The organism is Trinickia sp. EG282A, assembly GCF_040965455.1.
Lineage (GTDB): Bacteria > Pseudomonadota > Gammaproteobacteria > Burkholderiales > Burkholderiaceae > Trinickia > Trinickia symbiotica.
Genome location: NZ_JBFRCC010000001.1, coordinates 1,611,621 through 1,630,614, shown reverse-complemented (window position 1 = coordinate 1,630,614; position 18,994 = coordinate 1,611,621). Strand labels below are relative to the sequence as shown.

The 18,994-nt window shown below is 62.8% G+C and carries 19 protein-coding genes; 15 read left to right on the top strand and 4 right to left on the bottom strand.

Annotation, left to right across the window (positions count from 1 at the left end):
- Window positions 1–55: 55 nt before the first annotated feature.
- From AB4Y31_RS07475 to AB4Y31_RS07465, 3 genes are read right to left on the bottom strand one after another with little or no spacing between them, the layout of a single operon-like run.
- Entirely contained in the window at window positions 56–1,138 is a 1,083-nt protein-coding gene (locus AB4Y31_RS07475) for an aldo/keto reductase (protein ID WP_368673331.1), read from the bottom strand.
- Entirely contained in the window at window positions 1,135–2,457 is a 1,323-nt protein-coding gene (locus AB4Y31_RS07470; RefSeq protein ID WP_368673330.1) for a UxaA family hydrolase, read from the bottom strand. Before AB4Y31_RS07470 ends, AB4Y31_RS07475 begins: the two co-directional genes overlap by 4 nt.
- A 43-nt stretch (window positions 2,458–2,500) precedes the next feature.
- Window positions 2,501–2,848 (bottom strand): UxaA family hydrolase, encoded by a 348-nt coding sequence (locus tag AB4Y31_RS07465; protein WP_018443417.1) that lies wholly within the window; start codon window positions 2,846–2,848, stop codon window positions 2,501–2,503.
- 303 nt (window positions 2,849–3,151) lie between these two features.
- On the opposite strand from AB4Y31_RS07465, the gene AB4Y31_RS07460 reads away from it, so the two are divergent.
- From AB4Y31_RS07460 to AB4Y31_RS07450, 3 genes are all read left to right on the top strand, one after another.
- Window positions 3,152–3,955: an IclR family transcriptional regulator gene (locus tag AB4Y31_RS07460; RefSeq protein ID WP_368673473.1), complete on the top strand. Its 804-nt coding sequence runs from the start codon at window positions 3,152–3,154 to the stop codon at window positions 3,953–3,955.
- An 88-nt stretch (window positions 3,956–4,043) separates the two neighbouring features.
- Window positions 4,044–4,610: a TetR/AcrR family transcriptional regulator gene (locus tag AB4Y31_RS07455; protein WP_368673329.1), complete on the top strand. Its 567-nt coding sequence runs from the start codon at window positions 4,044–4,046 to the stop codon at window positions 4,608–4,610.
- A 218-nt stretch (window positions 4,611–4,828) separates the two neighbouring features.
- Window positions 4,829–5,254 carry an organic hydroperoxide resistance protein gene (locus AB4Y31_RS07450; protein ID WP_368673328.1) on the top strand — a complete coding sequence of 142 codons (426 nt, stop codon included), beginning with the start codon at window positions 4,829–4,831 and terminating at the stop codon, window positions 5,252–5,254.
- A 172-nt stretch (window positions 5,255–5,426) separates the two neighbouring features.
- Here AB4Y31_RS07450 and AB4Y31_RS07445 read toward each other — a convergent pair whose 3' ends face one another.
- Window positions 5,427–5,735 carry a DUF4148 domain-containing protein gene (locus tag AB4Y31_RS07445; RefSeq protein WP_368673327.1) on the bottom strand — a complete coding sequence of 103 codons (309 nt, stop codon included), beginning with the start codon at window positions 5,733–5,735 and terminating at the stop codon, window positions 5,427–5,429.
- Between the two features lie 570 nt (window positions 5,736–6,305).
- On the opposite strand from AB4Y31_RS07445, the gene AB4Y31_RS07440 reads away from it, so the two are divergent.
- The 12 genes from AB4Y31_RS07440 (at window position 6,306) to AB4Y31_RS07385 (ending at window position 18,954) form a co-directional block, all read left to right on the top strand.
- Window positions 6,306–7,598 carry an MFS transporter gene (locus AB4Y31_RS07440; RefSeq protein ID WP_368673326.1) on the top strand — a complete coding sequence of 431 codons (1,293 nt, stop codon included), beginning with the start codon at window positions 6,306–6,308 and terminating at the stop codon, window positions 7,596–7,598.
- A gap of 22 nt (window positions 7,599–7,620) precedes the next feature.
- A complete protein-coding gene (locus tag AB4Y31_RS07435) occupies window positions 7,621–10,038 on the top strand; it encodes a TIM-barrel domain-containing protein (protein WP_368673325.1) in 2,418 nt (805 codons plus the stop codon).
- 145 nt (window positions 10,039–10,183) lie between these two features.
- The gene (locus tag AB4Y31_RS07430) at window positions 10,184–11,368 is read left to right on the top strand and encodes a porin (protein WP_368673324.1); all 1,185 of its coding nucleotides are present in this window, start codon (window positions 10,184–10,186) and stop codon (window positions 11,366–11,368) included.
- Window positions 11,369–11,447: 79 nt separating this feature from the next.
- Window positions 11,448–12,242: an SDR family NAD(P)-dependent oxidoreductase gene (locus AB4Y31_RS07425; protein WP_368673323.1), complete on the top strand. Its 795-nt coding sequence runs from the start codon at window positions 11,448–11,450 to the stop codon at window positions 12,240–12,242.
- A 304-nt stretch (window positions 12,243–12,546) separates the two neighbouring features.
- Window positions 12,547–12,942, top strand: coding sequence for a PAAR domain-containing protein (locus tag AB4Y31_RS07420; protein WP_368673322.1), 396 nt, complete (start codon window positions 12,547–12,549; stop codon window positions 12,940–12,942).
- A gap of 9 nt (window positions 12,943–12,951) precedes the next feature.
- Entirely contained in the window at window positions 12,952–13,593 is a 642-nt protein-coding gene (locus AB4Y31_RS07415; protein ID WP_368673321.1) for a hypothetical protein, read from the top strand.
- Window positions 13,594–13,775: 182 nt separating this feature from the next.
- The gene (locus AB4Y31_RS07410) at window positions 13,776–14,384 is read left to right on the top strand and encodes a hypothetical protein (protein ID WP_146166237.1); all 609 of its coding nucleotides are present in this window, start codon (window positions 13,776–13,778) and stop codon (window positions 14,382–14,384) included.
- On the top strand, window positions 14,369–14,764 hold the full coding sequence (locus AB4Y31_RS07405) for a hypothetical protein (protein WP_107152301.1): 396 nt from the start codon (window positions 14,369–14,371) through the stop codon (window positions 14,762–14,764). The genes AB4Y31_RS07410 and AB4Y31_RS07405 overlap by 16 nt, the downstream gene beginning before the upstream one ends.
- Before the next feature lie 336 nt (window positions 14,765–15,100).
- Complete coding sequence (rbsK, locus tag AB4Y31_RS07400) at window positions 15,101–15,991, top strand: ribokinase (protein WP_368673320.1); 891 nt, start codon at window positions 15,101–15,103, stop codon at window positions 15,989–15,991.
- Entirely contained in the window at window positions 15,988–16,386 is a 399-nt protein-coding gene (gene rbsD / locus AB4Y31_RS07395; protein ID WP_018443427.1) for a D-ribose pyranase, read from the top strand. The genes rbsK and rbsD overlap by 4 nt, the downstream gene beginning before the upstream one ends.
- 10 nt (window positions 16,387–16,396) lie before the next feature.
- Window positions 16,397–17,911: a sugar ABC transporter ATP-binding protein gene (locus tag AB4Y31_RS07390; RefSeq protein ID WP_368673319.1), complete on the top strand. Its 1,515-nt coding sequence runs from the start codon at window positions 16,397–16,399 to the stop codon at window positions 17,909–17,911.
- 65 nt (window positions 17,912–17,976) lie between these two features.
- On the top strand, window positions 17,977–18,954 hold the full coding sequence (locus AB4Y31_RS07385) for an ABC transporter permease (RefSeq protein WP_368673318.1): 978 nt from the start codon (window positions 17,977–17,979) through the stop codon (window positions 18,952–18,954).
- Window positions 18,955–18,994 lie beyond the last annotated feature (40 nt).

The window sequence follows — 18,994 nt, the reverse complement described above, 5'->3', positions numbered from 1 at the left end:
TGCTGACGGCGGCAGACGAAGCAAGCGATTTCAATACGGCGTCACGAAAACGCCATCAACTCCGCGGCGTGGGAGCGCTCGGATGCAGCAGGCCCGCCGCGCGCAGCGCGTCCCAGAATGCAGAGGGAATCCCTTTCGTGAATGCGTCGACATTCTGCCGCACCTCGCTCGCGTTGCGCGCCCCCGTCAATACGCTCGCGACCGCCGGGTGGGCGTAGGGAAACTGCAGGGCCGCGTGCGGCAGCGCGACGCCGTGCGCGTCGCAAACGCCTTCGATGCCGGCCACGCGCTCGACTACCTCCGCGGGCGCCTCCCCGTAGTTGAACTTGAGGTCGCTCGCCGCGCTGTTGCCGGCTTCGCGGCGCTCCTTCAGATGACGGACGCCATGCGCGAGGATGCCCGAGTTGAACGCGCCGCCGACCAGGATCGAAACGCCGCGCCGCTCGCATTCGGGCAAGAACGTGTCGAGCGTCGCCTGCTCGAGCAACGTATAGCGTCCAGCGAGCAGCGCGCAATCGATATCGAACTCGCGCATCGTCTCGACGATCGGCTGCGCCTCGTTCACACCGAGCCCGACCGCGCGCACGGCCCCTGCCTTGCGCAGCTCGTCGAGTGCCTTGAAGCCGCCTTCGCTCAACTGCCGCCAATAGTGCTCGTTGCGATCGCCGTGAGTGACGGGTCCGATGTCGTGAATGAGCAGGATATCGACCGAAGCCACCCCGAGCCGCTGCAAGCTGTCTTCGAATGAGCGCAGGATGCCGTCGCGCGTGTAATCGAAAACGGGCTCGAACGGAAGCGGATGCGCCCAGCCGTTGCTCGGTGCACGCGCGGCCGCATCGCGGCGCGGCCGCATGAGCCGGCCAGCCTTCGTGGACAGCACGAACTCCTCGCGCGGCCGATCGCGCAGTGCGGCGCCGACGTAATGCTCGGCCTTCGTATGGCCATAGTAAGGTGCCGTATCGAAGAAGCGGATGCCCGCGTCCCACGCGGCATCGATTGCCGTGCGCGCTTCGTTTTCGGTCACGTCGCTATAAAGTCCGGCGAGCCCGGCCGTTCCCAACCCGAGCGCCGTCACTTCGAGCGCAGTGCGGCCGACTTTGCGGCGCTCCGACACTGCACCGTTGCGCGTCTCGCTCATGCGCTCACCCCCGCGGGCGCGACCTGCGCGATGGGAAGACACGCCGGCCCGATGGGCTCGAATGCTTTGTAGGTCAAGATGAACTCCTGGTGGCCAAGCAGCTCCGATTTCGTCCGAGTGCCCCCCGCGGCCGCGGCGGTCAGATCGAACACCTCGCGCCCTACCTCGTCGAGCGTGCCGCGCCCCTCGAGGATGCGGCCCGCGTCGACATCCATGTCGCCCGACAGTTTGCGATAGGTCGCCGGATTCGCGCAAACTTTGACGACGGGCGAAATCGCCGAGCCCACCACCGAGCCGCGCCCCGTCGTGAAAAGAATCAAATGAGCGCCGCAGGCGATCAGCTCGCCGATCTCGGCGTTGTCGCTGATGTTCGGGAAGCCGAAGCGCGGCTCGCCGTCGGGCACGACGTCGAGCAGATAGAGACCGCCCGTCGGCGGGATATCGCCAGGCTTGACGATGCCGACGATCGGCGAGGCGCCGCTTTTCGCATAGGCGCCGAGCGACTTTTCCTCCTGTGTGGTCAGTCCGCCGTCGGCGTTGCCGACAGCGAAGCTGCCATGCCCCATGACCGTGTAATAGCGCGCGGCCTTTGCCACGCATTCGACGATGGCGTCGCCGAGCTCGGGCCGCGCCGCGCGCGACTTCATGTGAAACTCGCAGCCGACGAGTTCGCCCGTCTCCTCGAAGAGGCAGGTCGCGCCGCGCTCGATCAGCGCATCGAACGCGCGGCCGACCGCCGGGTTCGCCGTGATGCCGCTCGTGCCGTCGGAGCCGCCACAGACGGTGCCGACAATGAGTTCGTCGAAGCCCATCGGCACGGTCTGCTGCGCGCGCAGCGTCGCCCGCGCGCGGCGCACCCAGTCGACGCCGCGCATGACGGTGCTGCGCGTGCCGCCCGTTTCCTGGATGGTCAGCACTTCGACGGGCCGCCCCGTCTCCCGCACGAGATCGACGAGATAGTGCTTGTTCATGCTCTCGCAGCCGAGCGAGACGAAAAGCACGGCGCCGACGTTCGGATGCGTCGCGATGCGAGCCATCATCTTCTCGGCATACGCATTCGGGTAGCAGCCCGGAAATCCGATCAAATGGACGTCCGGGTCGTCGTCATGGGCATTCTTCGGCTCGAAGTCGGCGTCGACGACCCCTTCCTCGAAACCGGCATCGTCGAAGCGCGGCGCAAAGCGCGCGACGATTTCGCGCGCCACATGATGCGCGCACTCGACGAGGTACGCGACGGCCACGACATTGCGGATGCCCTTACGTCCGTCGCTGCGCAAATAGCCGCGTAGCGGCGCGGCGTTCGATGAAAGCTCGTTCATAGTGGGTGGTTGTTCCCCGGAAAGTTCGTCGACGCGACGACGCTCACGCTTCGCCGTGTTGATGCGAAACGAAGCTGTGACCGGCCTCGTGCGTGTACGTGGGTAGATAATCGCTGACGAGGTTGTGCATGTGCAGGTGATCGCCTCTTGCGACTTCGGTCGTGACGTGCCCGATCGGCGCCCCATAGCGGACGACTTTCTCCTCGGCGCCCAATGCGCGTCGCGCGAGCTTGTGCCCGAGCGGAATCGTCTTGCCGAGCACGACCGTTTCGCCTTCGATCACGAGCGAGGTGCCCGCCTCGAGCGTCGTGCCCGCAATGAGGCAGTTGTCCTCCGGCGAGAGCAGGATGAGCCGGGCGTCGGTCGCCTGTTGCGTCTCGCTCAGTGCCATATTTGTCTCCTGTCCTGGGCCGCGCGGCGCTCGGCAATGGCGTGATGGTGCGATGGAACCGGTATCCTAGCGCCAATCACCGTCTAGCCACCGATTCACCAATGAATATATTATTCATATGCGAATGATCGTGCGTCAAGCGGCGCGGGTGCGTATTTTCCCTGAGGAGCCCTCCAGGCCGATCACGTCCCCGTAAGATGAAGCGGCCCGGAACGCCTGGTTTCGTTCGCAATGACGCAACCCGGCAACGACGCGATGCCTACTTCTCTCGAGACTGCCAACTAATTGAACCCAGCCCAGAACTTGAAGCCGGCGGCACAGGCCCCGAGTGGTTCGCCCGGTGACGAAGCCGATCGCTATCGTGCCCCCGCACTCGACAAAGGGCTCGATATCCTCGAGCTTTTGTCGGAGCAAAAGGAAGGCCTGACGCGTGCCGAGATCATGAAGGCGCTCGGTCGCAACGCGAGCGAGATCTACCGAATGCTCGAGCGCCTCGTCGCTCGGCAGTACGTCATTCGCTCGCCTGGCGGCGACCGATACACGCTCAGCCTGAAGCTTTTCGCCCTCGCGCACCGGCATCCGCCGATGAATCGCTTCATCGCCGAAGCGCTGCCCGAAATGCAACGCTTCGCCGAGCGCGCCGAGCAGTCGTGCCATCTGACCGTCTACGACCGCGGCAATCTGCTCGTCATCGCCCAGGTCGACGGCCCCGGGACCTGGGGCCTGTCGATCCGGCTCGGCTCGCGCGTCGGACTCGTCGATACGGCATCCGGCCACGTCATGCTCGCGTTTCAAAGCGAGAGCGAGCGCGAACGGATGCTCACCGAGCACACGAAGGTCAAGGGCGAGATCGCTTTGACGAACGAGCAGGTCGCGGCCACGCTCGAGACGATCCGCTCGCACGGGTTTTTGCGCCAGGAGAGCGCGCATGCGTTCGGCGTCACCGACGTCTCGTTCCCGATTCTCGGCCCTTCCGGCCAAGCGATCGCCGCCATGACGACGCCGTACATGCGCCGCATCGATAGCTACGTCGCACCATCGCTCGACGACGTCACTACGATGCTCGGCGACACCGCACAGCGATTGTCGATGCATCGTGAGACGTGAGCGTCTGCTACGTTGCCGACGCTCACCCTGGCGTCGGTCGGCGTGAAGTTACTTGACATTCTATCTACCGATAGATAAAGTCCGCCTCATGGAAACGACGAGCACAGTCCGCGAACAGATCCTCGAGCACGCCATCACACTGATGATGCTGCGTGGGTACAACGGTTTCAGCTATCGCGATCTGTCCGAGCTCGTCGGCGTGAAGACATCGAGCATCCACTACTACTTCCCGTCGAAGGACGATTTGGTGCTCGCAGCCGTCAACGAGTACAGCAGCGAAGTGCTGCGAGCGCTAGGGTCGATCGATGCGGCGCTTGCGGCCGATGCGAAGCTCTCCAAGTATGCGAAGCTCTTCGCCCGCACGCTCGGCGATGGGGACCAGATCTGCCTGTGCGGCATGCTCGCGGCCGATATCGGCTCGCTTCCAGATAACGTACGCCTTGCCGTGCAGGCATTCTTCAAGGCCAACGAAAGCTGGCTCGCGAAGGTACTGGCTCAAGGCGTGCAGGAAAAGACGATCGCGATCGCCGGCAAGCCCGAGCATGCGGCACGCGCACTGTTCGCCGCGTATCAGGGCAGCGTGTTGACGAGCCGGTTGTTTCACACCAAGAGCCGGATGGACGAGGTGGAAGCGTTGTGGAGGATCCCGAAATAACCGGATCCTCGGCACGCACGCCGCAAAGCCGTGTGTTCCGTTTTTGTTGGATTCTATCTGTGCATAGATAGATATCGGATCGATGGTCGGCGCTTTTTGCGCTGCCAAAGAGTTGAGGAAACGAAGTTGGTGTATCGTTTCTTTGCAGGCGCCTGTCTACCTCCCGGTAGATAGATCATTTGGGTCAGAAGCACTTATCCACGAAGGAGAAAGTCGTCATGTCACTCGAAAAAGTTCTTTACCGCGCTCATGCTCATGCCACCGGCGGCCGCGACGGCCGTGCGGTCGTGCCCGACAGCAAGCTCGATTTCAAACTGACGACGCCGCGCGAGCTCGGTGGTGCCGGCGGCGAAGGAGCCAATCCTGAGCAGCTCTTTGCGGCCGGCTATAGCGCCTGCTTCATCGGTGCGATGAAATTCGTCGCGGCACGCGACAAAATCCAGATGCCGGCCGACGCGTCGATCGACGGCGAGGTCGGCATTGGTCCGATCCCGAACGGTTTCGGCATCGAAGTCGAGCTCAAAATTTCGCTGCCGGGCATGGACCGCGCACAGGCGCAGTCGCTAATCGAAAAGGCCCACGTCGTGTGCCCTTACTCGAACGCCACGCGCAACAACATCGACGTGAAGTTGACGCTCGTCTGAGCGGAGCCAAAAAAGCCCAGACCGCAACAGCGCGGGTCTGGGCAACACCACCGGGAACCCCAGCGGCTCGGAGGATTCAGGGCCTCACAATTGATGTAGTGAACGGCACGACGTCGAGGCTGTCGTGCTCGCCGCAGGCGTGTCTTTTCGAGGCACGCCTGCGTTCGATTGCTTACTTGTGCTGAGCGATCGGCGGCGAATACGAGCTGATTGCTCCATCGCTCGCGCGGCCGGATTCAGCACCGCTTTGCGCGCCACCCACGCCGTTGGTTGCATCTTGCGCGGCGATACGGGCTTCGGCTGCCTGGATGTTCTCCGGATAGTGGAGCCAGTCGAGCGGGTTGTAGCCGGCCTTCTCGACGCGTACGAGATCCGCGCGGACTTGCGCACGCGTGAGCGGCTGGTTGTTCGATTGAGCGAACGAGACAACCGGCGCAGCGAGCGCGACGGCGATGGCGACTGCTTTGATGATCGACTTCATGATGACCTCCGACACTGTCTTTTACGTTTGGCGCAAACACCCTTATTTGCAGCTGGTGATGCCAGTGTAGGAGCGTGGCCGCAGTGGATAAATGGGGCATTTCAGAATTCACTGGTGCGGCGGAAAGAACAATGCGAGCGCGCACGCCCGAGGGCCGAGCTTACGCATGTGACGCTGAACCCGCAAAGCGCGTGAAGGTACAACTCCCCTCGCTGAATCGCGAAAGCGGCCATCATTCTGGCGCTATCCCTCCTCGATAGTCCTGCTTTCGTGCGCCATCTTCTGCGCTCGCAAACGAACAACTACTTGTTCGAACGAATAACACGGTCAGCGTACACGGCGACCGGCTCGTCCAGGTGTCATATGACGTCTGACAGCACGCGGGCGGCCGATCGACAGCACGCCTCGCGCCCGCCTTCGTGAGCCAGCAAGGGTTTTCCCTGATGTTCTCGTATGCGCATGGCTGTACGATGACCGATAACGAAACCAAAATGTTCGAATTCGATCATGCGTCCGACGGCTTGCGAGCGGGTAGAGCCCGCGGGCGTACGAGAGAAGAAGGAGACGGATTTGAAGACCATCGTCGGCTTGCGCTGGTGGATCATCGCGCTCGTATGTCTCGGCACGATCATGAATTACCTGTCGCGCAACGCATTGGGCGTCATGGCGCCGCAGCTGAAAACGCTGCTGCACATGAGCACGCAGCAGTATTCGTATGTCGTCGGCGCCTTTCAGGTCGGATACACACTTATGCAACCGATCTGCGGCTTCATCGTCGATCTGATCGGCTTGCGTATCGGCTTTGCGCTCTTTGCCGCGCTATGGTCGATCACGGGCTGTCTGCACGGGCTCGCGGGCGGATGGCTGTCGCTTGCCGGACTGCGCGGACTGATGGGGCTCACGGAGGCCGTGGCCATCCCGGCCGGCATGAAGGTCGTGGCCGAGTGGTTTCCCGATCGCGAGAAATCGGTCGCGGTCGGCTACTTCAATGCAGGCACCTCGCTCGGCTCGCTTTTGGCCCCGCCGCTCGTGATCTTCCTGTCGCTGCGCTACGGCTGGCAAAGTGCATTTGCCGTCACGGGCGCGCTCGGCTTCGTCTGGGCCGCGATCTGGTTCGCGTTCTATCGCTCGCCCGGCGATCACAAACGCATTTCGGCGAACGAACGCGCCGCCATCATGAGCGGCCAAAGCCCGATCGCGGCGCCTGCCGGCGACGATCGCCGCATCCGTCGCGTCATTGGTACGCGCCGCTTTTGGGCGATCGCTCAAGCACGCTTCTTCGCGGAACCGGCCTGGCAGACATTCAGCTTCTGGATTCCCCTCTACCTCGCCACAGAACGACATATGGATCTGAAGGCCATCGCGCTTTTCGCATGGCTGCCGTTTCTCGCGGCCGATCTCGGCGGACTCTTCGGCGGCTATCTGTCTCCGTTCCTGATGAAGCGTCTGCGCCTGCCGCTCGTCTGGTCGCGCGTTGCAGGCGTCATCCTCGGCGCGCTGATGATGATCGGTCCCGCATGTATCGGATTGGTTCGTTCTCCTTACGAAGCAATCGCCCTCTTCTGCGTCGGCGGCTTCGCGCATCAGATGATCTCCGCGCTCGTCAACACGCTCGCCGCCGACGTCTTCGAGTCGAGCGAAGTCGGCACCGCGAGCGGCTTCGCGGGCATGGCGGCCTGGATCGGCGGACTCGGCTTTTCGCTCCTCGTGGGCCAGCTTGCCGATTCGATCGGCTACGGACCGCTCTTCGGTGCGCTCGGCGCCTTCGACATCATCGGCGCGACGCTGCTCGTCGTCTTGATGCGAGGCGTGACGCGCGCGCCGCGGTCGAGCGCACCGAAACCCGACGCCCGTATCGCCTGAACTCCTTACCCATCAATATCGCATGGCCTCGCTCGATCAACGTCCGCGCTTCACGCTCTCGGCGCGTACCGGCAACCCTTTCGTACTGACCGCCGCCAGCGGCTGCCGCATGGAGTGCTTCGTCCTTGCCGATGACATCATTCGCATGCTCGTGCTGCCCGACGGCGAATTGCATGGCCCGCGCACCTGGGCGATCGCGCCGGGCATCGACGACGTCCCGCTCGAGGGTCGGGACCGGCGCGATCTTTCAGGATTCGCGCAAACACAGTATTCAGTTTCGAGCGATACGGATCGTGTCGTCGTTCAAACGGCCTGCATTCGCCTGACCATCGCGCTCGATGGCGGCTATTGCGCCTGGGAGATCCTGCATGAAGGGGTGTGGCACCCCGTTTTGCGCGATCGACAGACGCAGGCCTACAACTTCGGCTGGTGGGATTCGCGCGTCTATCACTATCTGGAGCGGCGCCAGGACGAGCTCTATGTGGGTCTCGGCGAACGCGCCGGCTCACTCGATCGCGCGGGCCAGCGCTACGAAATGCGCAATATCGATGCGATGGGCTACAGCGCGCGCTCGACCGACCCGCTCTACAAGCACATCCCGTTCTATCTGACGTGGCAACCGCAAACAGCGACGGGCTTCGGCCTCTTCTACGACACGCTTGCCGACTGTCACTTCGACATGGGCCGCGAGCTCGACAACTATCACGGGCATTATCGGCACTTCATCGCCGAGCACGGCGACCTCGACTATTACTTCATCGCCTCGCCCGCCACGCCGCTCGCGGCCGTGCGCCGGTTTACCTGGCTGACGGGGCGCCCCGCCTGGATGCCAAAGTGGGGACTCGGCTACTCCGGCTCGACGATGACCTATACCGATGCGCCCGACGCTCAACGGCGCATGAACGAGTTTATCGAGCGATGTCATGAGCACGATGTTCTCTGCGACTCGTTCCATCTGTCATCGGGCTACACATCGATCGGGCCCAAGCGTTACGTCTTTCACTGGAATCGCGACAAATTTCCGGACATCGACGCGTTCGTCAGTCACTATCTCGATCACGGCGTTCGCCTGTGCGCGAACATCAAGCCATGCCTGCTGCGCGATCATCCGTCCTTCGGTCAAGCCGCCGAGGCTGGACTGCTGATCCGAACGAACGCCGGCGAGCCGGCCTGGGTACAGTTCTGGGACGAGGTCGGGGCGTATCTCGACTTCACGAATCCAGCCACGATCGCGTGGTGGAAAGCGCGCGTCAAAGACGCCCTGCTCAGCCACGGCATCGCCTCGACATGGAACGACAACAACGAGTTCGAGATCTGGACCGACGACGCGCTCGCGCACGGCAACGGCCAGCCCTACCCGGCACGCCAAGCCAAAGTCCTGCAGACGCTCTTGATGATGCGCGCATCGCGCGACGCACAGCGCGAGCACGCGCCATCCTTGCGTCCGTTCCTCGTGTCTCGCTCGGGTGGCGTGGGGATGCACCGATATGTGCAGACCTGGTCCGGCGACAACTACACGTCCTGGGAGACGCTGCGCTTCAACCTCAAGATGGGCCTCGGGCTCGCGATGTCCGGTGTATCCAACAGCGGCCACGATATCGGCGGATTTTCGGGGCCGGCACCCGATCCCGAACTCTTGGCTCGCTGGGTCGCATTCGGCATTTTTCTGCCTCGATTCAGCATCCATTCATGGAATGACGACGGAACCGTCAACGAGCCGTGGATGTACCCGCAAGTGACGCCCTGCGTCGCAAGCCTCATCAAGCTGCGCTACCGTCTCATCCCCTATCTCTACGATTTGCTTTGGCAGTCGCACGACGCTTACGAGCCCGTGCTGCGTCCCATGTTCGCGGAGTTCCCCGCAGACCCACACTGTCTCGTCGACGGCGACGACATGATGCTGGGCCCGTCGTTGCTCGTGGCGCCTGTCGTCGATCCGGGCCAAACGACGCGCGATGTCTATCTCCCGTCTGGCGCGCGCTGGTTGTCGTACTGGAGCGGCGAAGCATTCGAGGGCGGACAGACGATTCGCTTACCGGCGCCCCTCGAGAAGCCCGTCATGCTGCTTCGCGAGGGTTTTGCCGTTGCGCTCAACATCGCGGAGCAGACGTTCGCGCATCGAGCGGACCGGCGCGCGTTCGCCGTGCTGCCGTTCGCCGGAACGGGTGTCGCACGCGGCGGTTCGATTGAAGACGACGGTGAGAGCGAAGCATGGCGCTCAGGCGAACAGGGGCGCTGGGAACTCACCCTGGCAAGCGAGGAAACGACGCTTCGGCTGTCGGTCGTCTACACCGGCTCACACGCTAGCGCGCAAGACGAGATCGAAGTCTGGCTGCCCGCGGCCGATGCTCGCGAGGTGCTGTGCGTGCACGGAAATCTCGCGTCCGATCGCGTGGATGCGAATTGGAGGCGTCTGACCGTTCGCGTGCCACCTCGTTGAAAGGATCGATGCGCGCCGCGGTAACGCGACGAAAAATCAAAAGCGAGACGCTCGTCGCCATGCGCGCTTACGCGTGAAGGCGCAGCGGATAACAACCCGATTCGCCCGCCCAATTCCGGGCGGCACTTGCCCCGGAGACTCTCAAGTGAACGATCGCAAGCATGCCAGGCGCCGTGCCCTCACCCTTTCATGCCTGCCGCTCGCCGGCTTGGCGTTCTCGACTGGCGCGCACGCGCAAAGCAGCGTGACGCTTTACGGCGTCGTCGATAACGCGTTCGCCTACGTCAGCAACCAGCACGGACAGTCGAACTTCTACATGAGCCAAGGCAACCTGCAGGCAAGCAAGTTCGGCCTGCTCGGTGCCGAAGACCTCGGCGGTGGGACGAAAGCGATCTTCCGGCTCGAAAACGGCTTCAACTCGCTGACCGGAGCGCTCTCGAGCTCCGGATTGATGTTCAACCGGCAAGCCTACGTCGGATTGAGCAACGACCGATACGGAACACTGACGCTCGGCCGCCAATACACGCCTTACTTTTCGATGGTCGGTGCGCTCGGACCGACGGGTGTCCTGACCGGCGCGACGGGAGCGCATCCGGGAGACGTCGACGCGCTCGATACGACGCTGCGCTTCAACAACTCCGTCACCTATCTTTCGCCGACGATCGCCGGCTTGCAACTGAGCGCGCAGTATGCGCTCGGCGGCGTACCGGGCGGCGTGGCGACGGGCAGCAACTTCAGCGCCGCTGTCAGCTACGCGTATCAGCCGTTCGCGTTGGCGGCCGGTTACGTGAAGCTCAAGAACATTTCGACTAGCCAGGCGCTCGGCAGCTTCGCGATCAATTCGCCCGTCAACAGCGGGTACTCGACGGCCGAGAGCGTGCAGCTCTTCGCCGCGGCGGCGCGCTATACGCTGAAAAACTGGATGGTCGGCATCAACTACTCGAACGTCCAGTATGCGCCGGGCACCGGATCGCTCTTCACGAATGAAGCCGTGTTCAACAACTATGGCGTCATCACGACCTACCGCTTCACGCCGGCTCTTATCGTGGCTGCCGGCTACAGCTATACGCGCGCGAGCAAATCCAACGGCATCGCCGATCCCGCGCGCTACCATCAAGTGTCGCTCGAGCAGGCCTACAGCCTCTCGACCCGTACCACGATCTACTTGCTCGAGGCGTACCAAATCGCGCGCGGGAAGACCCTCGTCAGCGCGGGCACGGGGACGAGCATCATCGACGCGGTAGCCGTGGTCGGCGATTCGCAGAATACAACGCCGTCCTCCGGACGCTCGCAGTTCGTCGGCATGGTCGGCTTACGCCACGCATTCTGATCGCGTTCGAGCGGACGACACATCTCGCGCGAAGCGCTTAAGATTGGGCGTTGCTCTGCCCAACTCAAGGAGACTTCGCGTGAAAATCGATCTTTCCGGTAAGACAGCGTTGGTCACCGCCTCCACGGGCGGGATAGGTTTTGCGATTGCGAAGGGACTCGCCGAAAGCGGTGCGACCGTCATGTTGAATGGCCGCAGCGACGCCAGCGTGACGAGGGCCGGCGAGAAACTGCGCTCGGCCGTACCGTCCGCGCAGTGGCGCGGCATCGCCGCCGATCTCGGCGATGCGGCCGGCGCGCAGAAGCTGCTGGGTGAGCTGCCGCCGGTCGACATCCTCGTCAACAACGCGGGCATTTTCGAGCCGCAAGACTTCTACGATGCCGATGACGACGTCTGGGAACGGCACTGGCAGACCAATGTCATGTCCGGCGTGCGGCTCTCGCGCGCGTTGCTGCCCGACATGGTCAAGCGCGGCTGGGGCCGCGTCGTCTTCATTTCTTCCGAATCCGCGCGCAACATCCCCGCGGACATGATCCACTACGGCGTATCGAAGACAGCCCAGCTCGCCATCGCGCGCGGGCTCGCAAAGCGCGTCGCCGGCACCGGCGTGACGGTCAACTCGGTGCTCCCGGGGCCGACCCTATCCGACGGCTTCGCCGAAATGATGAAAGACGAAATGGCGAAGACGGGCAAGACGCTGGAGCAGATCGGCAAGGAATTCGTCATGGCGCATCGCGCGAGCTCGGTGATCCAGCGTGCGGCCACCGTCGACGAAGTGGCGAATATGGTCGTCTATGTTTCGTCGCCGCAAGCTTCGGCGACTTCGGGCGCGGCGCTGCGCGTCGACGGTGGCGTCGTCGACGACATCGTCTGACGGCGGTGTCGGTCTCCCGCAATTGCACAGCGCTGACTTGCCCGTGCTGGAGCGGAAGCTGAGTCGTCGGGGGTCTCACGATCTTGCCTTCAAGGCAAGTCGTCGGCCCGCGATGACCGGTTTCGCGGCCCACCGCATTGCATTGCCGATCGCAACAGCGGACGACGTACGCTCTCGCTCCATGCGTCGTGGAACGGTGTAGGCGCGCTCCGTTGCTATAATCGTCGACCAAAATAACGGCACGCTGCTGCCGCACGAGAGTATTCCGAGAATTCAAGCCGACTCTTAAAAGGAGTAATCATTTATGCAAAACGCAAAAAACAAGCAACAAGAAAATGCTGAAGCGGTCGTTGAGAAATATCATCCGTTCGCGACGGAGGGCTCGACTACCGAGCGCGGTGGGCGAGTCGCTCACGCGAGCAGCGGCGCGAAAATCGCCGACCTGACCATCGCCCGCGTCGGCGACAAGGTTGTCTACGAGGACGGGAGCGAGGCATATATCATCGATGGGGCAGGCTTTGCAGCCGTCTACTTGGATAAGCCGCTTGCGCTTGTCGGCAGCCGCCTGAGCAACGGCGATCGCATCGTCAAATCCCTGCATAACGGCGCGGGCATTAACGAGCGCGCCGGGAAGCCCATCGAAGGGCTGTTCGACCCCGACTACATTCCCCCGCCGGCGAACACCGAAGCGCTTCATTGAGGAGGCGCAATGCAACGATATTTTCTCGCTAAAGGTGACCGCGCGGGGGCCGCGGTTATTGTCGAGGGCTTACCCACGAGCACGTATCAAGGCGCGGACGGAGTGCGCGTCGAATTGTCGACCGTCTATATGAAGACGTGGTGCGACGCCTGCAAGAAGGACGGCTATATCTCACCGCGTGGCCCGCGCCATTCCGGCACCGCTGAGAACGGCCGGCAGCACGCTCTTTCCGGCGACGTCAACGCTTGCGACTGTAATCCCCCACCGGTCTTCCAGGTCGTTCGCGCTATGTCCGAAACCATCGGCGACGGCGATATCGCGCGGATGAGCCCGGCTATCGCTCGGTTTTCGGCTGATGACTCAGCTGACGATGCGTGGCATTGGATCGGTTTTTCCCTGCGCGATGAGGGAAATTGCGAAGGAATGCGCTGTGCAGCGCACTTCGCGGACGGCTCGGTCGAGATGGGCGCTTTCGATGCACAGAACACCGTGAGTTTTGCTCGGCCCAATGGCAGCCCGTGTACGAATGTCGAAATCTTGGAGGACAGCAACGCCACTGCGGGCTCAGCCACGGAAGCCTTGCTGTCCGCAATTTTTAATCGGGAATCACAAAGCGACAGTGTTCCAACGGACGCACGAGGAATGCTATGACAGGATCCCGGACGAGTCAGGCATTCAACGGCACATATCAGACGAAGCACGAGCACGCCCTAGACGGCGCCAGTATCTTGCGGTCGGCTCGCGAAGCGTTGGAGAGCGCGGGCGCTTATTTCGGGACACAGGCGATTTCGGATGCACAGACTCGGACACGCTATGCCGAGGGCATTCGAAGAATGTCCCAGATGGTCCAGGACGATGTGAACGCGGGGAACATGACGGCTGTCGAGGGAGCAGCGTTTTGCCAACAAATGCGTAACCGGATCATGGAGGAAACGCGGAAGGCCACTTCGCCGCAAGGGCTTCCGTTTGCGCAGGCTAAGAAGCTAGACGGCCGGTCGCTCGACTGGTTGCTGGATCGGTATTCGCAGAAGCTGTTTTCCAAGCCCTTTTCCAGTTTATCCGCCGCTGAGCGCGATGGAGCCTACTGGGCCGTGATCGAGGCAGCCGGCCATAACAATGCGTCGGTGACGGCGAAGGTTGCGAGGCTGCGTATTGCCGGAAAAGTCGGCATCTTGATAACTGCCGCCCTTGCCGCTCATGAGATCGTTTCGGCTAACAACAAGGTGACCGAGACGGCCAGGCAGGGGACGATCATAGAGGGGGGTGTACTGGGCGGGTTTATCGCAGGCCTGGCGGTGGCACCGGTATGTGGCCCCGCCGCTCCGATTTGCGCAATTGCCGTGTTGCTGATCGGATCGACCGCGGGCACCATTGCAACCCAGAGGGCTTTCGACGCTTACAGAGACGAGCTCCGGGAGTTCCAGGCATGGCAGATGCGCTGAGCCAGGACGATCGGGAATTCATTTGGGAGGTGATGTCGGAGTTCTTTGTGGACACCGAGGTCGACTATGACCGCGAAGCGAGACGCCTCAAAAAATTTCCACGCGGAGCTCTGAGAGATATCTTCTTTCGGGAGGTGGCACCAGTCTGCGGCCCGAACTTCCTGACGCCGGTTCCGCCGATTTGGCAAGGCTTCGATGCCGACGAGCTCAAGCGCGAAATCAACGAATTGTTGGCTCGCCGGAAAAAGTCAGTTGCACGTCGGCTTCTATGCGAGGCCAACATCACGTTCTATCGATTTTGGCTCAAGGACGTGTGGAACAAGGTCGAGACCGCAATAGAAAAAAGCCGGGAGGAGCCAGGAGGAAACGAGTCTCGATGAGGTCGCACACCGATCCCACAGGTGGGCGCGCAAAACGCCCGCTCGCTTGGGGACGGAGCCCTGCTGCGCGATACTTCACGCGTGTGCGCGCCGCCGGCCGATAGCCGTGACAACGATATGTTCCGCGGAAAGCCATCTTCGCGAAAAATTTCCGAATCCCGACCGACCCTCGTTGACATCTGCCGGTCGCGGCTCGCGCATCGCCTCTCAGGTAATTCCCTAGTGTGACTTCGCCGCACGAGTCTGGTATAAACCGACCTCACGCTGATTACGTTTTAGCAGTCATAAAAATCGATGCTTGCAAAAGGCCGGCATCGAGGCGCATAAGGAGCCGCGATGGCGCGCGTTGTGGTGGTGGGCAGCATCAACATGGATCTCGTGACGGAAACGGACCAGTTTCCGCGGCTCGGCGAGACCTTGTTCGGCAAGCGCTTCGCGCAATACCCGGGCGGCAAGGGCGCGAACCAGGCGGTCGCGGCCGCGCGTCTCGGCGCCGAGGTCACGATGATCGGCTGTGTCGGCGCTGACGCGTTCGGCGAGCAGATGAAGGCCATCCTCGCGCGCGAAGGCGTCGATACGCGCTGGGTCTCGACCGGTCGCGAGGCAACGGGAATCGCCGCGATCACGCTCTCGGCCGGGGACAACGCGATCGTCGTCGTGCCCGGGGCCAATCACGAGTTGTCGGCCGCCGATATCGACCGCGCCGAGCAAGCGTTTCGCGATGCCGACGTCGTCCTTGCCCAGCTCGAAATACCGTTCGCTACCGTATGCCACGCCGCGCGTGTGGCGCGCGCGCACGGCAAGCCGTTTTTTCTGAATCCCGCACCCGCGGTCGCACTGCCCGACGAACTGCTCGATCTGACTACGCTCATTACGCCGAACGAGCATGAACTCGCCACTGCTTTACAGACTCCCGGCGTGGACTGGCGCGCGATCCTGCAACGCATGCCGGGCCGCATTGCGATGACACTCGGTAAGGAAGGCGCGTACTACGCCACGCCCGACGGCCAGCTCGTGCACCAGCCCGGTTTTGCGGTGAACGCCGTCGATACGACCGGTGCCGGCGATACGTTCAACGGCGCGCTCGCGTCGTTCTGGCACCTCGGCATGGCCGAGGCGATACGGCGCGCGAACGCGGCGGGCGCCCTCTCCGTCACGCGCCCCGGTGCACAAGGCGGCATGCCGACGCTGGCCGAGCTCGAACGATTCCTGCAAATCCATCCATGAAAAAACTCGGACACCTGAACCGTGACATCGCTCGCGTGCTGGCCGGCATGGGGCACACCGACAGCCTCGTGATCGCCGATTGCGGGTTGCCGATTCCCGATGGCGTCGAATGCATCGACGTATCGCTGAAGATCGGCATGCCGGGCTTCTCCGATGTCCTCGATACGGTCCTCGCCGACTTTAAAGTCGAGCGCGCGGTCTTCGCGACCGAGAGCCTTACGCAGAACGCAGCCATCTCGAGCCGCGCCGAGCAATTCGCCAACACGGGCGTCGGCGTCGAATACGTCGCGCACGACGAGTTCAAGCGCCTGACGAAACGCGCGAAAGTCGTCATTCGCACCGGCGAGTGCAGCCCCTACGCGAATGTGATCCTGCATTCGGGCGTGATCTTCTGAGGGACGTGTAATGCAAGTCACCTTGCGCGGCATCAGCAAGGCGTTCGGGCCTGTGCGCGTGCTCGAGCACGTCGATTTTCAACTCGGCGCGGGAGAGATTCACGCGTTGATGGGTGAGAACGGCGCCGGCAAATCGACGCTAATGAAAATCCTCTGCGGCGTCTATCAGGCCGACGCGGGCACCATCGCCATCGACGGCAAGCCTGCCCGCATTCGCGATACCGCCGACGCCGAGCGCCTCGGGATCGCGATCATCCATCAGGAGCTGAACCTGATTCCGCAGCTCACGGTCATGGAGAACATGTTTCTCGGCCGGGAGCCGCACCGCTTCGGCATCGTCGATGCGGGCGCGTTGCGGAGCCAGGCGCGGCGCTGGCTCGACGTGCTCGGCGCCGGCAGCATCGATCCGCAAGCGGAGGCCGGGCAGCTGTCGATCGGTCAGCAGCAGATGGTCGAGATCGCGAAGGCCCTCTCGCTCGACGCGCGCGTGCTCGTCATGGACGAACCGACCGCGGCGCTGACCGATCGCGAGATCGAGGCACTCTTCGCCGTCATGCGAGACCTCAAGGCGCGGGGCGTCGCGATCGTCTACGTCTCGCATCGGATGGAAGAGATTTTTCGCATTTGCGACAAGCTGAGCGTGCTGCGCGACGGCAAGTTCGTGGGCGTTCGCGCGATCTCGAGCACCGACTTCGACGAAGTCGTGCGCATGATGGTCGGCCGCGAAATCGGCGAGCGCTTCCCTCGCCGCGATAGCAGGCGCGGCGATGTGCGCCTCGAAGTGTCGGGTCTCGCCGACGACGGCCGTATCTCGGGCGTTTCATTCGACGTGCGCGCCGGAGAAGTGCTCGGCATCGCCGGCCTGATGGGCGCCGGCCGCAGTGAGATCCTCGAGACCCTGTTCGGTGCGCGTCCCAAGACCGCCGGGCAGGTTTTGCTCGACGGCCGCGTACTCGACATCCGCGACCCATCCGATTCGATCGACGCCGGCATCGGCTTCGTCACCGAAGATCGCAAGAGCCGAGGCCTCGTGCTCGGCATGTCGGTGCGCGAAAACGCGACGCTCGTTCATCTCTCGCGCTACGCGCGCTTTGGCATCGTCGACGATGCAGCAGAACGCGCCGCCGTGGCGAAACTGATCGAGCAGTTGCGCATTCGCACGCGCGACGCAGAGCTCGACGTCAAAGCGCTTTCGGGCGGCAACCAGCAAAAGGTCGTCTTCGCCAAATGGCTCGCCAACCCGCCGAAGGTTCTTCTGCTCGACGAGCCCACGCGCGGTGTCGACGTCGGCGGCAAAGCCGAGATCTATCACATCGTCAATCGGCTCGCGGCACTCGGCGTGGCCGTCGTGATGGTGTCGTCGGAATTGCCGGAGGTGCTGGCGATGAGCGATCGCATCCTCGTCATGCATCAAGGCCGACCGGCGGGAATCTTCGACGCGAAGCTGGCAACGCAGGAATCGATCATGACGGCCGCCACGGGCGGTACCGTGCTCGAGCGAGCCGTCGTCTCGACGGTGTCGTGACACGCGTTGTCGGCGTTGGTGCCTGTGTTCACGCTGTTGTTCGTTAAACCGGCGGCGGCAGCCGCTTGAAACTGAGTACCGGAATCGTGCAATCCATCCTCACGCCCACCCACAAGGCCACGCTCCAAAAGCTCGGGCCGTTCATCGCGCTCGTCATCGTCGCGCTCGCCCTGTCGCTGACGAGCGCCGATTTTCTGACCGTCGGCAATCTGCTCAATGTAATGCGGCAGGCGTCGATCAACGCGCTGATCGGCTTCGGCATGACGCTCGTGATCCTGCTCGGCGGCATCGATCTGTCGGTTGGCTCGATCCTCGCGCTGTCGTCTGTCGTCATCGCGAGCCTCATGCAGGCGGGCACCGCACCCGCGCTCGCGACGCTCGCGGGCATAGCGGCCGGTGGCCTCATGGGCGTCGTCAACGGGTTAGTGATCAGCAAGGGTAAAGTTGCACCCTTTATCGCGACGCTCGGATCGATGACGGTGCTGCGCGGCGCCGCGCTCGTGGTCTCGAACGGCAGCCCGCTCAGCGACTTCCATAGCGATTTCTTTTCGATGCTTGGTGGCGGCTACGTCGCCGGCCTGCTTCCGGTCCCCGTCGTGCTGATGCTGATCATGTTCGGTGGATTCTGGTTCCTGCTGAGAAAAACCGTGTTCGGCCGTCACGTCTATGCAACGGGCGGCAATGCCGATTCGGCCCGGCTCTCGGGCGTGAAAGTCGATCGCGTCCAGCTCTGGGTCTACACGATTTCCGGCGTCATGTCGGCCATCGCCGGCGTGGTGCTGACCTCGCGCCTGAACTCGGCACAGCCGACGGCAGGCACAGGCTACGAGCTCGACGCGATCGCAGCGGTCGTGCTAGGCGGCACGAGCCTCACCGGGGGCCGCGGCTGGATTTTCGGCACGCTCGTCGGCGCGCTTTTGATCGGCGTGCTCAACAACGGCCTCAACCTGCTCGATGTCTCATCGTTCTATCAGCAAGTCGTCAAAGGCGGCGTGATTTTGTTGGCAGTCCTTATCGATCGCGCGAACAAAAAATCGTCGTAAATCGACAAACATGTAATCAACACTTCATATTCGAAAACCA